Annotated in this window: 13 protein-coding genes; 4 read left to right on the top strand and 9 right to left on the bottom strand. The window is 71.8% G+C overall.

Translation table 11 applies throughout. From position 1 onward, the window contains the following. Positions 1-6 precede the first annotated feature (6 nt). From NR798_RS09245 to gluQRS, 4 genes are all read right to left on the bottom strand, one after another. Positions 7-828, bottom strand: a complete 822-nt coding sequence (locus NR798_RS09245; RefSeq protein ID WP_375771072.1) for a carboxypeptidase-like regulatory domain-containing protein — start codon at positions 826-828, stop codon at positions 7-9. 115 nt (positions 829-943) lie between these two features. After that, positions 944-1,780, bottom strand: coding sequence for a GNAT family N-acetyltransferase (locus NR798_RS09250; RefSeq protein ID WP_375771073.1), 837 nt, complete (start codon positions 1,778-1,780; stop codon positions 944-946). A gap of 45 nt (positions 1,781-1,825) precedes the next feature. Beyond that, a complete protein-coding gene (locus tag NR798_RS09255) occupies positions 1,826-2,383 on the bottom strand; it encodes an AgmX/PglI C-terminal domain-containing protein (RefSeq protein WP_375771074.1) in 558 nt (185 codons plus the stop codon). A gap of 8 nt (positions 2,384-2,391) precedes the next feature. Then, on the bottom strand, positions 2,392-3,339 hold the full coding sequence (gene gluQRS, locus NR798_RS09260; RefSeq protein ID WP_375771075.1) for a tRNA glutamyl-Q(34) synthetase GluQRS: 948 nt from the start codon (positions 3,337-3,339) through the stop codon (positions 2,392-2,394). 172 nt (positions 3,340-3,511) lie between these two features. On the opposite strand from gluQRS, the gene NR798_RS09265 reads away from it, so the two are divergent. Continuing rightward, on the top strand, positions 3,512-4,375 hold the full coding sequence (locus NR798_RS09265) for a metallophosphoesterase family protein (protein WP_375771076.1): 864 nt from the start codon (positions 3,512-3,514) through the stop codon (positions 4,373-4,375). A 70-nt stretch (positions 4,376-4,445) separates the two neighbouring features. Here NR798_RS09265 and NR798_RS09270 read toward each other — a convergent pair whose 3' ends face one another. The 5 genes from NR798_RS09270 to rlmN form a co-directional block, all read right to left on the bottom strand. After that, positions 4,446-4,826, bottom strand: coding sequence for a hypothetical protein (locus NR798_RS09270; RefSeq protein WP_375771077.1), 381 nt, complete (start codon positions 4,824-4,826; stop codon positions 4,446-4,448). A 130-nt stretch (positions 4,827-4,956) separates the two neighbouring features. Next, positions 4,957-6,153 (bottom strand): NAD(P)/FAD-dependent oxidoreductase, encoded by a 1,197-nt coding sequence (locus NR798_RS09275; RefSeq protein WP_375771078.1) that lies wholly within the window; start codon positions 6,151-6,153, stop codon positions 4,957-4,959. 47 nt (positions 6,154-6,200) lie between these two features. Continuing rightward, entirely contained in the window at positions 6,201-8,738 is a 2,538-nt protein-coding gene (locus NR798_RS09280; protein ID WP_375771079.1) for an ATP-binding protein, read from the bottom strand. Continuing rightward, positions 8,738-9,703 (bottom strand): ABC transporter substrate-binding protein, encoded by a 966-nt coding sequence (locus NR798_RS09285; RefSeq protein WP_375771080.1) that lies wholly within the window; start codon positions 9,701-9,703, stop codon positions 8,738-8,740. Before NR798_RS09285 ends, NR798_RS09280 begins: the two co-directional genes overlap by 1 nt. 122 nt (positions 9,704-9,825) lie before the next feature. Next, positions 9,826-10,914: a 23S rRNA (adenine(2503)-C(2))-methyltransferase RlmN gene (rlmN, locus tag NR798_RS09290; protein ID WP_375773743.1), complete on the bottom strand. Its 1,089-nt coding sequence runs from the start codon at positions 10,912-10,914 to the stop codon at positions 9,826-9,828. A gap of 216 nt (positions 10,915-11,130) precedes the next feature. Between rlmN and NR798_RS09295 the strand changes: the two genes are divergently transcribed. The 3 genes from NR798_RS09295 (at position 11,131) to NR798_RS09305 (ending at position 15,287) form a co-directional block, all read left to right on the top strand. After that, positions 11,131-12,570, top strand: a complete 1,440-nt coding sequence (locus NR798_RS09295; RefSeq protein ID WP_375771081.1) for an FAD/NAD(P)-binding protein — start codon at positions 11,131-11,133, stop codon at positions 12,568-12,570. Positions 12,571-12,587: 17 nt separating this feature from the next. Then, positions 12,588-14,075: a glutamate--cysteine ligase gene (locus NR798_RS09300; protein WP_375771082.1), complete on the top strand. Its 1,488-nt coding sequence runs from the start codon at positions 12,588-12,590 to the stop codon at positions 14,073-14,075. A gap of 96 nt (positions 14,076-14,171) precedes the next feature. Next, complete coding sequence (locus NR798_RS09305; protein ID WP_375771083.1) at positions 14,172-15,287, top strand: diguanylate cyclase domain-containing protein; 1,116 nt, start codon at positions 14,172-14,174, stop codon at positions 15,285-15,287. Positions 15,288-15,364: the final 77 nt, after the last annotated feature.

Below are 15,364 nucleotides of genomic sequence, written 5' to 3' on the forward strand. Positions count from 1 at the left end.
AGCCCCCTACGGAATCGTCGGAAGCGGATAGGGCGCGCCGTAGATGAAGCGGACCTCCATCTCGCGCGTCCCGCCGGTGACGCCGGTGGACGGCTCGAAGAGCAGGGTGTCCGAGGCCTGCGGCGCGTGATTGATGAGGAGGTGGGAGGCCGCGATGACCTGCAGGTCCCTGCTCGTGCCGTCCGGACGGGTGATGCGCCCGGTGACGCGATACTTGCCGATGGGCAGGTCGATCTTCGTCCAGGCGGCCCGGAACTTCGAGATGACCTCGTAGGACGAGGTCACCGGCGCACCCGTGGAGCCGTCCGCGAGTGGGCCCTCGGGCGTGAACGTCACCTCGGCGGTGAAGCCCTGGGGGAACTCGGTGGCGAAGTGGTTGGTCTGGAAGCTCTCGTCGTAGACATCCGAGATCTTCAGCTCCACTTCTCCGCCGTAATACGAGAACCCGGCGCTCGGATTCCGCTCGCCGCCCGGGCGCAGGCCGCTCACCTTGAGCACGAAGTCGCGGTCGATTCCCTCCCCGGACGGATAGCTCTCCCCCGCGACGTTGTCCGTCGGGTGCAGCGTGAAGCGGTAGCGCTTGGCCTCATAGGTCAGGTCGTAGGTCGCGGAGACCTGGTAGATGCCCTCTGGAACGGCGAGCGCGTAGGTCCCATCCGCGCCCGTCTTGGGGAAGAAGCTCACCTCCTCCCCATCCGCCAGGGTGTCGCCATAGATGCTGATCTCCGCGCCCGCGAGCGGCTTGCCAGCGCCGTCGGTGACGAGCCCGGTCACCTGGCCCGGTCGAGCACCCCCACCGCCAGGACACGCGGTGAGGAGAAACATCATGACAAGCGCGGCGCTGTTCCTGGGCCCCATGGCTTCGACGCTCCCTGTGGTGGGTAGAGGGGGAAAGGCGCGCATTCTCCGGTGCCAGGAGGTGATGTCAAAACGAAGACGGGCGCTACTCCGCCAGCACCAGGCGCTGGGTGCGGCCAGCGAGGTAGCCCACCTTGCGGGCGATTCTCGCCAGCGACTCGTCCTTCTCCTCCACCCGGAGGGTGAGCCGCGGCAACGAGGAGAGCAGGAAACGGGAGATCTGCCCCAGGCACAGCGTGGCGTGGCCCTTCCCGCGCTGCGAGGGCACCGTGTACAGGTTCTCCAGCTCGGCCCCGAACTGCGAGCGGCTGCCGATGTCCACCTTGAACACCATCTCGCCGTTCTCTTCCAACACGTAGGTGCGCCTGGCCCTCACGCGCTGCGCCACCCGCGCCTCGAAGTGGGGATCCTCCGCCAGCGCGTCCCGGCCGTAGATCTCCTGCACCGCTCCACGCGCCAGCGGCAGCAGGCGCGGCACATCCTCCTCGCGCGCCAGCCGCAGCAGCGGGTTGGTGAACGGCCCCATGTCATCGGCCGACACCGCGAAGAGCCGGTAGTTCTTCGACAGCCGCGGCTTGCCCGGGCACAGACTGCGCACCAGCGCGTCCACCGCCGGCTTCTCACCCACCGACGCCTTGAGCCTCACGCGCTCGGCCAGCGAGTCCGCGATCACGCTCGTGGCCGTGCCGTCGCTCGCCGAGGGCACCATCAGTCCGCCCCCGCCTCCCACGAAGAGCGCCGCCGTCAGCGTCTTCCCATCGAAGCGGCCCCAATACGAGAAGCTGCTGCGGTGGTCCGCTGGCGCGATGCCGAACTCCTGCAACAACCCCAGCAGGTAGAGGTTCTGCGCCGGATCCTTGGCGAGCAGCGCCCGCAGCGCATCGCTGTCCTGAGGGGCGAGTTGTTGGACCGTGATGGGCATGGGGGCGAGAACCGGCCTACTACACCATACGTCCCGCCAGGGTTTTCAAGGGCCTCCACGCTTTCCGGGCCGGAAGTGGAACGGATGCGTCACCGTGAGTGGCGCCTTCCCAGGTGGGGCGGAAAATTGTGCGTCCGCGAAAGCGTCGAGCAGGCAGGCGAGCACGAAGGGATCCTGCACGGTGCTCTCCACCACCTCGCTGCCCTGGAAGCGGCCCTGCTCCCCCCGCGCCTCCAGGGTGAAGCGCAGCTTCACTGTCTGTGGACCCGGGTGGCGCACCGAAGCGTCGACGAGGCACTCGCGCACCAGCGGCTGCACCGACTGGAGCGCCACTCGGACCTCCTGCTCGCTCCACGTGCCCGGCGGCAGCTCGAGCCTCGGCTCCTCTTCCGGCGGCGGTGAGGGAGGCGGCGGGGGGACGGGAGGTGTCCGCTCCCCGGGCTCCGCGGGAGGAGGGGCAGGGGAGGGCGGCTCGGGCGGAGGCGAGGCCGGGACGTCCACCGCCACGGCGGGCGCCGGCATGTCCCGCGTGAGCCAGAGCGCCAGCGCGCTCAGGGCCACGAAGGGGATGACCACCCAGAGGAAGACGGCTCTGCCCCGCATGTGCACCTTCAACCCTCGAGGCCCAGTGCCTCCTTCAACAGCGCCTCCCGGGCCACCACGGGCGAGCGGGGGAGCAGCTCGGGCCGGAAGCGCCGCACCAACTCTCGCAGCGTCACCGGCGTGCCGTCGCCCAGTCCGCTCCACGCCGCCAGCAGCCCGAGCACCCGCTCCACGGAGATGCCCCGCTCGCGCAGCTCGGCCACCGCGAAGGCGCCCTCCCGCTTGGCCAGCCGCTTGCCGTCCTCTCCGAGCACCAGCGGCACGTGCCAGAAGCGCGGAGGCGTCAGGCCGAGTGCCTCGTGGATTTGAAGCTGCCGGGGCGTGGACGTGAGGAGGTCATCTCCCCGGAGCACGTCGGTGATGCGGCTGGCCGCGTCATCCACCACCACGGCGAGCTGGTAGCTGGCCACCCCGTCGTTGCGGCGCACCACGAAGTCGCCCACCAGTGTGGTCACGTCCTGGCAGCAGCGGCCATGCAGCCCGTCCTCGAAGCACCACTCGCCAGGGGCCGCCCGGAAGCGCAGGGCGGGCACACGCGTCCGGGCCCGCTCGGCCCAGGCCTCGGGCGGCAGGGCGGCGCACGTCCCGGGGTAGCGCGGCCCTTCCTCGCTCAGGCCGTGCGGGGCGCTCGCCGCCCGGGCGATCTCCGCGCGCGTGCAGAAGCACGGGTAGACTCGGCCCGTGCGCTCCAGCTTCTCCAGCGCCTCGCGGTAGACGTCATCGCGCTGGCTCTGCACCAGGGGCGTCTCGTCCCAGTCCAGGCCCAGCCACTCCAGGTCCCGGTACAGGTCGTCGAGGAACTGCGGCTTGCAGCGCGCGCGATCGAGGTCCTCGATGCGCAGCAGGAACTGGCCTCCGGCCGCGCGGGCCTGGAGCCAGCCGAGCAGCGCGCTGCGGGCATTGCCGAGGTGGATGCGGCCGGTGGGGCTGGGGGCGAAGCGTCCGCGGAAGCTCATGGAGGTCGCTGGCAGACTAACGCGCCCGGGGAGGGCTGGCTGCTTCCTCCTTGGCCCTCGGAGCCAACGTGCGCAGCTTTCCGTGGCCCTGGAAGCCGCGGAAGGTTACTCCCCGGCCCTGGACAGGGCGGGAGGGCCCGCCCGCCTGCCCGGTGTGCCCTGGATGACCGTGATGCGCTTCCTCCACTGTTCCGATGTCCACATCACCGCCGACTACTTCTCCCTGCCCTTCCTGCGGCTCGGCTGGCGGCGGTGGGTCGCCATGGCCGAGCTGTCCGTGGGCGGGCGCAAGAAGGCCTACGCGCGGGCTCCCGAGACGCTCGCCACCATCGCCAGCGACGCGGAGCAGCAGGGGGTGGATCACCTCATCCTCTCCGGCGACGTCACCGCGTATGCGCTGGAGCCCGAGTTCCAGCTGGCCCGCGAGTCACTCGGCGCGCTGGGGGAGGATCCGGGCCGCTGCACCGTCATCCCCGGCAACCACGACGTCTTCACCCCGGGCAGCCACCGCGCGGGCCGCTTCGCGCGGCACTTCGGCCACCTGCTGGAGAGCGATCTGCCCGAGTACCGCCGCGAGGGGGCCTTCCCCTTCGTGCGGCTGGTGGGCGAGGAGGCCGCGGTGGTGGGCCTGCTGTCGGCGCGGGTGCCCTCCCTGCCGGGCATCGCCCATGGCCACATCGGCGCGGCGCAGCTGGACGGGCTCGCGGCGCTGGTGAAGGACCCCCGGCTCGAGGGCCGCGCCGTGCTGGTGGCGGTGCACCACGCGCCGCTCACCCATCACGGCCGGGCCGACAGCTACTTCCACGGCCTGCGCGACGCGGAGTCGCTCTTCCGGCTCATCCCCGGGCCGCGCTACGCGGTGCTCCACGGCCACATCCACAAGCGCTACCACCACCCCTCCACCGCCGAGCGCCCGCACATCTTCAGCGCGGGCTCCTCCACGCAGCTGGGCCGCGAGGGCTACTGGGTCATCGAGGTGAAGGACGGCCAGGTGGTGGGCGGGCAGAAGCACGTCCCCGGTGGCGCGCTGCACTGAGGGGGCACGCGGCGGGAATCGGCATGCAGCCGGCCGAGCGCATGCACTTCGAGACGGCTCTCCGTGACGGTCAGGCCTGGAGGCGCGGGGCCGCGTAGCGCCGCACGAAGTGGATCCACCGGCGCTCGTCCACCTCCACCTGCCACTCGGTGTTGGGCGTCAGCGGCAGGCGCTGCTTGAGGAAGGCCTCCAGATGGTCCGCCGCCTTCACCGGCGTGAGGCCAGGGGCCCGGAAGGCCACGCGCAGGAAGACCTCGAGCGTGGGCGCCACCTCCAGCACCGTGTAGACGCGCAGCGAGCCCACGCGCCGCTGGTAGCGCACGTCCTGCGGTACAGGGGTGGCTGCCTGCTCGGCTGCCGGCAGCGTCATCCAGTTGGACGGCTCGAGGGCGAACTCGAGCAACTCGGTGCTCGCGTCTTCCAGCGTTGCGTGCTCATGGATGGAAAGCATGCCCACCTCCCTGTGCGGCCGTCCGCGCCACGAAGAATGTGCCCACGTGCCAAGGGCGTGCAAGGGGGCGGTGACCCCTTCGCGGTGCGTCATACCGAGACGTCATCCATGTGTCAGAGGTGTGTGCTACTCAGCCCCCGCGTGCCACTTCCGCGAGGAAGCGCCAGGAGATGTGCGTGGCCTCGCCCGCCAGGATGTCGCTCAGCTCGCCGCGCACGGACGTGCTGCGGTTGGCCGTGCGGAAGACGCGATCCAACAGCCAGGGCCGCTCGAAGGCCCACATCAACCGGCGGTTGAGGCGGAACGCGGTGCGGAAGCGCGTCTCCCAGCGCCGCGCGTAGCCGCCGAGCCCCCGCGCCGAGAAGTCTCCAGCCGCCACGGCCTCGGCCACCGCCTCGGCGGCGAAGGCGCCCGACTCCAGGGCGAACTCGATGCCCTCGCCCGTGAGCGGGTTGACGAAGCCGGCCGCGTCGCCCAGCAGCAGCGCCCGGTCGAACTGGGTGTGGCGCGAGAAGGAGCCGTAGGGCAGGTGGTGGCCCTTCACCTTGCCCACGCGCCGGGCGCCGGCCAGCTCCGCCGCCACGCGCGGGCTCGCGCAGAACTTCTCCATCAACACCGGCAGCTTCGCCTCGGACGCGTCGAGCTGGTCCGCCCGCATGCCCAGCCCCACGTTGGCCCGGCCGCCCGGCAGCGGGAAGATCCACCCGTAGGCGGGCAGCAGCTCCTGCTCCCAGAAGAAGGCGAAGCTGCGCGGGTGGGACAGGCGCACGTTCTCGTAGTAGGCGCGGACGGCGAAGGCGCCCTCGTGACGCGGGAAGTCGGGAGCCCCGAGCGCGCGCCGCACCACCGAGGGCGAGCCATCGCACCCGAGCACCAGGTCCGCGCGCAGCGGTTCTCCGGTCCGGCAGCGCAGCAGGACGCCCTGGCCGTCGCGCTCGAGCCCGTCCACGAGCACTCCCTCGCGCAGCTCGGCGCCCGCCTGGACGGCGCGCTGGACGAGCCGCTCATCGAGCACCTGCCGGGCGATGACGCTGGCCTTGCCGCCGAAGAGGCGCGAGGGGATGGGCTCCTCCAGGACGACGCCCCCGGGGGAGAGCGCGTAGACGGAGTCCACCGGCGCGGCCTCGGTGCCCAGGGGCAGCGCGCCGAGCCCCAGGCGCTCCAGCATCCACAGCGTCCGGGGCGTGCAGCCATCGCCGCAGATCTTGTCCCGGGGAAAGCGGCCGCGCTCGAGCAGCGTCACCCGGGCACCCTGCTGCGCGAGGAACGTGGCCGCGGAGGAGCCGGCCGGTCCCGCGCCGACGATGGCGACGTGGAGGGAATTCATCGCGCGCGTTGTAGCGCCCACCCCCCGCACCCGCCAGCTTCCAGCGCTCAGGGTCCGGGGGCTGAAGCAGGCGGCTCCGGCCGGGCCGTTCCCTGGGTGGAGAGCTCCATCGCTTCGCGTGCGTCCCGGGCCGGCTCGAGCGGCAGCTCCAGGGTGAAGAGGGCGCCATCGCCCGGCTGGCTCTCCACGTGGATGTCGCCACCCAGCGCGCGGGCGATCGCCCGGGAGATGTAGAGGCCCAGCCCCAGCCCGCCGTACTGCCGCGTGGACACCGCCCGCTCGAAGCGCCCGAAGATGCGCTCCAAGTCCTCGGGGGCGATGCCGATGCCGTGGTCCCGGATGCTCCAGCGCGCCCGTCCTCCGGCGGAGGTGACGTGCAGCTCCACCGGGTGGCCCACGCCGTACTTCAGCGCGTTGGTGATGAGGTTGGTGAGCACCTGCTCCAGGCGCATCCGGTCCCACTGGCCGGTGGTGGGGCCCGCGGTGGTGACGCGCAGCGTGCAGCCGACGGCGTGGGCCTGCTCGGAGAAGCGCTCGGCCAGGTCCCGCGTCAGCTCCACCAGGTCCACCGGCTCCAGCCGCAGGCGCAGCCGTCCGGAGGTGAGGCGGGAGACGTCGAGCAGATCATCGACGAGCCGGGACAGGCGCCTCACCTGGGCGAGCGCCTTGTCCACCTTGGGCAGGAGGGGGCCGGTGCCCGTCCCGTCGCCCTGGGTGGCGAGTGCGCGCTGGAGCGTCTGCAGGTGCAGGCGCAGGGGCGTGAGGGGGGTGTGCAGCTCGTGGGAGGCCACGGAGAGGAAGTCCTCGCGCAGGCGCACCGCCTCCTGGGACTGGCGGTAGAGCCGGGCGTTGTCCATGGCCACCGAGGCGCGGCGGGCCAGCTCCTGGGCGAGCGCCAGCTCATGCGGGCCGTACTGGAAGCCCGGCATGTCCGAGACGAGCAGCAGGGCCGCCAGCGTCTGCCCCCGCACGGAGATGGGGAGGGCGAGGGCCGTGCGCGCCCCGAGCCGCCGCAGCAGCTCCGGGTAGCGCGCGTCGGAGTCCCCGGCCTGGCGCAGGGCCTCCAGGGCCTCGTCCGCGAGGAGCGTCCTGCCGGTGCCCAGCACCTGGACGGTGGGCTGGCGCGAGCCCCAGTCCGGAGGGGCGAGCTCCACCCACTCCCGCAGCAGCTCCCGCCGGGCCGCGTCCTGGTGCACCCACGCCGCGCGGTGGAGCTGGCCCGCGTCGTCCACCCGGTCCACGAGGCACCACTGGCCGAGTTGGGGAACGGCCAGCTGCGCCACCCGCTCCAGGGTTCCCTTCTCGTCGAGCAGCTCCGCCAGTTGCGTGCTGGCCTCGATGAGGAAGTGCTGTGTCTCCTCGGCCCGCTTGCGCGCGGTGATGTCCACGAAGGTCGACACGGCGCCCACCCGCCTGCCGCCCTGGCTCATGGGGTAGGACCAGCGCTCCACCAGCAGGCTCGTGCCGTCCTTGCGCCAGAGCACATCCCCCTGGACGTGGTTCTCTCTGCCGGTGTCCAGGGCCTGGATGATGGGGCACTCGCTCCGGGGGTAGGGCGAGCCATCCTCGTGCGAGTGGTGCCACAGGCCGTGCGCGTCCTGGCCCAGCAGCTCTCCGGCATCCGTGTAGCCGAGCATCCGCACCGCGGAACGGTTGACGAAGGTGCTGCGCCCCTCGAGGTCCAACCCGAAGATGCCCTCCGCGGCCGAGTCGAGCAGCAGCCGGATGTGGGACTCGCGCTCCTCGAGCTGGGACTGGGTGGTGCGCAGGCGCTCGGCCATCTCGTCGAAGGCGCGCCCCACCAGGGACAGCTCGTCGCGCCCGGTGAGCCCGCTGCGGGCCGCCCAGTCACGCGCGGCGAAGCGCTGGGCGGTGGTGACCAGCCGGGCCACGCGGCGCGTGAGGACGAAGTGGAAGAAGAGCCAGAGCAGCCCCGCGAGCACCGCCAGCAGCACGCTGCGCTGCACCACGTTCGCGAGCACCTGGTCCCGCGCCTGGTTCTTGAGGACGGAGAGATCCCTCCGCACCACGAGGAGCCACACCTTCTCGGAGGAGAGCTCCCCGGAGGTGTCGTCAGGCGCCAGCACGGGGTACCAGGCCACGAGCGAATCGCCCTCCGCGGTCACCTGGATGCTCGCGGCGAGGTGCTCGCGGGCCCGCTTCAGGAGTGGCTCCGCCTCCGGGGTGAACAGCTCGGGGTGGAGCGACGAGCCCTGATGGCCTATCTCCACGCGCCGGGTCGACGCGGCCACCCGGCCGGTCTCGTCGACGAGCAGCCCCGTCTTGATGTGCGGATCCGTCCCGAAGCTGGCCACTTCCTCCCGGACGCGCTCGAGCTCGCGCAGACGCAGCAGCAGCTCCAGATGGTCCTGCTGCTCGCTCATGTGCTGGGTGAGCTCCTGGTGGGTGTACTCCTCCACCCGGCGGCAGGCGAGCTGCGTGTTCTGGTGCAGATCATGGAGGCCGACCGTGATGGCGAAGAGCAGCAGCACCACGGGGATGGTGATGCGCAAGGGCGGCAGGGGGGGCAGCCCCCGGAGGCGCCACGGCCGGGCCCCGGCTCCCTGTGCCCGGGCATGCTTCATCACCGGGCCTCCTCGATGGCCTCGAGCGGCCGCACGTCCAGCAGCAGCTCGGGCCGCACGGGCTCTTGCAGCAGCCCGGCCTCCAGCATGAACCGCTGTTGGTGGTGCGCCGAGCCGAGGAGCGATGAGGTGGGCTCGCGCAGCAGGGCGCGGTTCTCCTGGAGGGTGGGGTGCCGCAGCGCGTCCAGGATGGAGGCGAGCTCGGTGGGGCTCGTATCGAGGCGGGGGCTCATCCGGGCCACCGCGTCCTCCGGGTGCTCCTTCAGGTGGAGCAGGGCCCGGAACCAGCCGCGCAGCAGGTGCCGCACCTGCTCCGGACGCTTCTCGAGCACGTCCTCGCGCACCACCAGCACGTTCAAGATCTCCCCGGGAAGCTGGCTGCTGTCGAAGAGCGTGTGGGCGCCCCGCTCCCGCAGCTTGCTCACGAAGGGCTCGAAGGTGACCACGGCATCCACCTGTCCGGACGCATAGGCCTGCTCGTGCTGATCGACGGGGATGCGGACGATGTCGATGTCCGAGGCGCGCAGGCCCGCCTTCTCCAGCGCGCGGCCCAGCAGGTAGGTGCTGACCGAGAAGTCCTCCACCGCCACGCGCTTGCCCCGGAGCTCCTCCATCCGCCGCACCTCGGGCCGGGCGAGGAGCGCATCCGCGCCGTTCGAGTAGTCCAGGACGAGCACCACCCGGGGCTCGAAGCCCTGCTGCTGCAGCTGGAGGGCCATGTCGAGCGTGACATCCACCGCGTCGATGCGGCCGTTGCGGAAGTCGCGGTTGACCTCGCTCAGGGAGGAGTACTCGACCAGGCGGATGGTGCCGTCGTCGAGGTAGCCGAGATCCCTCGCGAGGAAGAGGGGCTCGCTTCCCGGCCAGAGGAAGGTGCCGACGCGCAGGGGGGGCGCCTCCTCGTGCATGCAGGCTGGCACGACGAGCAGCCACAGCAGACCGAGCATCCTGGCGAGGCTTCGCACGGAGTCTCCTCCTGGAGCACCTCGTCAAACGCTTGGGACGCGGAGGGCGCGCCGCAAGGCACCCTGAGCGGGCGCTCCAGGAAGCGCAGTCCCGTCCGGCGGCTCGTGCGCGGGGGCTCGCCTCAGGAAGCGGTGGGCTGGGGGGCGCGGCGCGGGCGCTCCACGGCGGCCTTGAGCTGGCCGCAGCCGGCGTCGATGTCGATGCCCCGGCGCTGACGCACGGTGCTGGGCAGGCCGTAGCCGGCGAGGATGTCCTGGAAGGCGCGCACGGCGTCGGGGCCGCTGGGCCGCTGGGCGTAGCCCACCGTGGGGTTGAGGGGGATGACGTTGACGTGCGCGTCCATGCCCTGGAGCAGCTGGCCCAGGGCGTGCGCCTGCTCGGGCGTGTCGTTCTGCCCGGCGATGAGCGCCCACTCATAGAAGATGCGGCGCTTGCGCTTCTCCGAGTAGTAGCGGCAGGCGTCCATCAGCTCGGTGAGTGGCCACTTGCGGGCCGCGGGCACCAGGGCGCCGCGCTCCGCCTCGGTGGCGCCGTGCAGGCTGACGGCGAGCTGCACCGGCCGGTCCTCGTCCGCGAGCCGCCGGATGCCGGGCACCACGCCCACGGTGCTCAGGGTGATGAAGCGCGGCGCCAGTGCCAGCCCCGAGCGCTCCACCAGGATGTCCACCGCCTCCATGGTGGCCTCGTAGTTGTGGAGCGGCTCGCCCATGCCCATGAGCACCACGTTGCGCAGCGACTCGTTCGTCTCGCGGAGGATGCGGGTGACGTGCAGCACCTGCCCGACAATTTCTCCGGGCGTCAGGTGGCGCACGAAGCCCATCTGCCCGGTGGCGCAGAAGACGCAGCCCATGGCGCAGCCGGCCTGGGTGCTGAGGCACACCGTGGCCCGGTCCTTGAAACGCATGAGGACCGTCTCCACCGTCTGCCCGTCGCGCATCCGCAACAGCAGCTTGCGGGTGAAGCCGTCGGAGCTGAAGACCTCGTGGTGGGTGGTGGGCCGCTCCAGGCGGGTGTGCTCGCGCAGGGCCTGGACCAGGTCCGGCCGCAGCCCGGTGAGGGCGTCGAAGGACTCCACCTGCTGGCGGTAGAGGGCCTCCCAGAGCAGGTCGCGGTGATAGGCGCTGTAGCCCCAGCCGGCGAGCAGCTCGCCCAGGGCGGCACGAGGCAGGTCGTACAGGTTGACCAGGGGGGTGGGGGGCGTGGGCTGCATCGTCACGGACCGATAACACACCTGGGCCGCTGGCTCATGGACGGCGGGCGGCCAGGCAGGGCCCGGGCCGGCCCCCCTCCTCTATAAGGAGGACCCCGGGGCCCTCCTTTTGAGCACCCAGGAAGCCCCCCGGTCCCCAGAATCGTGCACGGCTGCCTGGAGCGTAGACAGTCAAGGGGGGATGTAGGAGCCGCCCTCAGGGTTTAGAGTCTGGGGGTGCGAATCGAGCAGCGGTGGGACGTACTGGTTGTCGGTGGAGGGGCCAGCGGAACGCTGGTGGCGGCCCAGCTCCTGAGGAATGCGGTGGGTCCCCTCCGGGTGGCCCTGTTGGAGCGCACGGAGCGTGTGGGTCCCGGCCTCGCCTACTCCACCGACAGCGCCAGCCACCTGCTCAACGTCCCCGCCGGGCGGATGAGCGCCTTCCCGGAAGACCCTGAGCACTTCCTGCGGTGGATGCGCCGCCTGGAGCCGGCCACGGCGCCCGGTGACTTCGTCCAGCGCCGGCGCTACGGCCAGTACCTGGAGGCGGTGCTGCGCGAGGCGCGGGAGGGCGCGGCCCCGGGGGTGGGGCTGGAGCTCCTCCAGGGCGAGGTGCAGTCCCTCTCCCAGGTGGGAGGCCTCGCGAGGGTGGTGCTGGCGCGGGGCCCGGTGCTGGAGGCGCGCGCGGTGGTGCTGGCGGTGGGCAACGCGCTGCCGGCCGACCTGCCGGTGGCGGATGGGGGCTTGTATGCGAGCCCCCGCTATGTCCGCTCGCCCTGGACCGAAGGGGCGCTGCGTCATGTCCGGCCGCACCATCCGGTGCTGCTCATCGGCACGGGCCTGACGATGGTGGACACGGTGCTCTCGCTGGCCGAGCGCAACCACGAGGGGCGCATCCACGCCATCTCCCGGCACGGGTTGTTGCCCCAGGTGCATCGTCCCGGCGTGGTGGCGGGTCCGCCCGTGGCCCCGGCCGAGCCCCAGCGCGTCCGCTCCATCCTGGGCACGCTGCGCCACCAGGCCCGGCGCACGCAGGAGGGGGGCGACTGGCGCGCCGTGGTGGACTCGCTGCGGCCGATGACGGCCTCGCTGTGGCGCGGCCTGCCGGAGCCCGAGCGCCGCCGCTTCCTGCGCCACCTGCGCTCCTTCTGGGACGTGCACCGCCACCGGATGGCGCCCGCGGTGAACGACCTCCTCCAGCAACTGCAGAGCACCGGCGTGCTGCGCATCCACGCGGCGCGCGTGCGCAACTTCCAGCTCGCGGACGAGGGGTGGGTGCTGGCGCGCGTCCGTCCCCGCGGCTTCTCGCGCGAGGCCACCTTCCGCGTCCAGCACGTCATCAACTGCACCGGCCCCGACGCCTCCATCGGCCGGGGGCATCCGCTGTTGCGCGGGCTGCTGGAGTCCGGGCTCGTCCGCGCGGATGCGCTGGGGCTCGGCCTGGCCACGGACGCGGAGGGCGCGCTGCTCGATGCCGGGGGCCGCGTCTCCGGCCTGCTCTACACCCTGGGGCCTCTGCGCCGGGGTGACCTGTGGGAGAGCACGGCCATCCCGGAGATTCGCACCCAGGCCCTGTCTCTCTCTCGGCGGCTGTTGGAGCAGCTCGCCTCCCGCTCCGAGGAGGCGCCCGCCGCCACCACCGCCGTGGCCTCTCCTCCACCTCCCTCGTTTCCCTAGGGCACCACCGCTGCCATATGGGCCTTCAAATCCAGAAAGAGACCTTCGAGCCCGAGGAGTATGAGCGTTTCAGCCAGCGGCTGGCGGACAGCCTGGAGGCGCTCCGGCAGGTGCTGGCCCGCCCCGGCTTCGGCGTGGGGCCGCGCACCATCGGCGCCGAGCTGGAGATGTTCCTGGTGGACGCCGCGGGCTACCCGCTGCCGGTGAACCGGCAGGTGCTGGGCCAGACGATGGATCCGCGCGTGACGGTGGAGATCGACCGCTTCAACCTCGAGTGCAACCTGCGGCCGGGGCCGTTGGCGGGGCGGCCCTTCACGGCGATGCGCGAGGAGTTCGAGAGCGCGCTGGCCGAGGTGCGGCGCGCGGCCGCCACGCAGGGCGCGCGCGTGGCGGTGATGGGCATCCTCCCCACGCTGCGCGAGAAGGACCTGGGCAGCGGGGCGATGACGGCGCTGCCGCGCTACCGGGCGCTGTCGGCCGCCATCCGCCGCCGGCGCCAGGAGGAGCCCCTGCACGTCGTCATCGGCGGCGAGGACTCGCTCACGCTGGAGTGGGACGACGTGACGCTGGAGGGCGCCAACACCTCGTTGCAGTACCACCTGCGCGTGGACCCGGCGGACTTCGCGCGCATGTACAACGCGGCCCAGCTGGCGACGCCGGCGGTGCTCGCGGTGAGCAGCAACTCGCCCTTCCTCCTGGGGCGGCGGCTGTGGGACGAGACGCGCGTGGCGCTCTTCCGCCAGGCGGTGGATGACCGGGGCGAGCGCCAGTCCGAGGCGCCGCGGCACGGGCGCGTCACCTACGGCCACGGCTGGGTGCGCCAGGGCGCGCTGGAGCTGTTCTCCGAGTCGGTGGCGCTCTACCCGCCGCTGCTGCCGGTGCTGGGGGCCGAGGCTCCGCTGGAGTCCCTGGAGCGCGGCGGCCTGCCCCGGCTGGACGAGCTGCGGCTGCACCAGGGCACGGTGTGGAGCTGGAACCGCGCCATCTACGACCCGAGTGGCGGTGGCCACGTGCGCATTGAGCTGCGCGCGCTGCCCGCGGGCCCCACGGTGCTGGACATGCTGGCCAACGGCGCGCTGCTGCTGGGCCTCACGCTGGGGCTGAGCGAGGAGGTGGACGCGCTGCTGCCGGGGCTGCCCTTCCCGTGTGCCCGCGGCAACTTCCTGCGCGCGGCCCAGGAGGGCCTGGACGCGATGCTGCTGTGGCCCGAGCGCCATGCGCCCTCGCCGAGTCCGGTGCCCGCGCGCGTGCTGGTGGAGCGGCTGCTGCCCGTGGCCCGGGCGGGCCTGGTGGGTGCCGGAGTGGTGGCCGAGGAGGCGGACGCCATGCTCGGCATTGTACGGGCCCGGTTACGCGCTGGGTGTACCGGGGCACGCTGGCAACGGAAGATGTTGGCCCGGTTGGAAGCCCACATGCCCCGGCAGGATGCTCTGGCGGCCCTGCTGGAACGTTACATGCTCCTGGCCGCGTCCGGCAGGCCGGTCCACGAGTGGCCACTGGAGTGAAGTGGAGGAAGTCCCGCTTCGAGACTTGCGGCCTGCCCCCTTCCTTTGCGACGCTCGCTCCATCTTCCATGCCCCTCGTTGCGTTGGTCTGCCCTGGTGAGTGAGCCTGTTGCTGCGAAGGTCCTCGTCGTCGAGGACAACCGGACGATGCTGGCCTTGATGCAGTACTACCTGAGCAAGGACTTCACGGTCTTCCTTGCCCGGTCCGCTGAAGAAGCACTTGAAGTCCTCCAGCGGGAACAACTGCACGCGGTCGTATCGGATCAAAATCTTGGTGACGGGCTGATGGGGGTCGACCTCCTCAAGCGCGTCGCCGAGCTACAACCCCATGCCGCGCGCATTCTGGTGACGGCGTCCCAGAAGCTGGAGGACGCGCAGAAGGCCATCAATGAAGCGCGGGTGAACCACTTCCTCACGAAGCCGTTCACAGAACAGGAGTTGAAGAACACCGTGGGCCAGGCGGTCCACAACGCCGCCCTGCTGTCCATCCGCGACAAGATGGTGCAGGAGCTCAAGGACCAGCTCGGACTGGGCCGGGGAGGCGCCGCCAAGCCAGCGGCCAGCAAGCCGGGTGCGCCGGGTGCGCCCGCCGCGACGCCTCGTCCCAAGACGGCGGAGCCCCAGAAGCCGGATGCCAAGGGCACCGCCTCCCAGTCGCTCATCCCCGAGAGCGAGCGGCTGGCGTTCCGGGACGGGCTGACGGGCCTCTACAACCACCGCTACTTCCAGGAGGCGCTGAGCGCGGGCCTCCTGAGCGCGCGGCGGCGGGAGCAGAAGCTGGCGCTGGTGCTCATCGACATCGATGGCTTCCGCCGCTTCAACCTCTCGCGCGGCTACGCCGAGGGCGACAAGCTGCTGCGGCGGGTGGCGCAGATGGTGACGGACATGATGGAGGACCCCGTCACCCATGCCCGGAGCGACAACTCCTCGGAGATCGCCGCCCGGTACGACTGGGACGTGTTCGGCGTCATCCTCTGCAATGCCGACGTGGAGCGGGCGCGCACCTACGCCGAGAAGCTCCGCAAGGCGGTGGAGGAGCTGGACATCCCGGAGGGGACTGGCAGCGACGTGGGCGAGGTGACGGTGACGGCCGCCGTGGCCGTCTTCCCGGACCAGGCCCGCAACGAGCAGGAGCTCATCTCCGCCGCGGAGAAGGCCCTGCGCTCCTCCAAGGCGAGCGGTCCCAACCGGGTGGTGTTGGGTCCCCGCTAGTTGCTTCCGCCCACGTGTCGGTGGGCGGACGGTGAACGACAGGACCGGCGGCGTGCCGGTCCCCTCCCTGGGATGGT

Source organism: Archangium gephyra (assembly GCF_042230915.1).
GTDB lineage: Bacteria > Myxococcota > Myxococcia > Myxococcales > Myxococcaceae > Archangium > Archangium gephyra_B.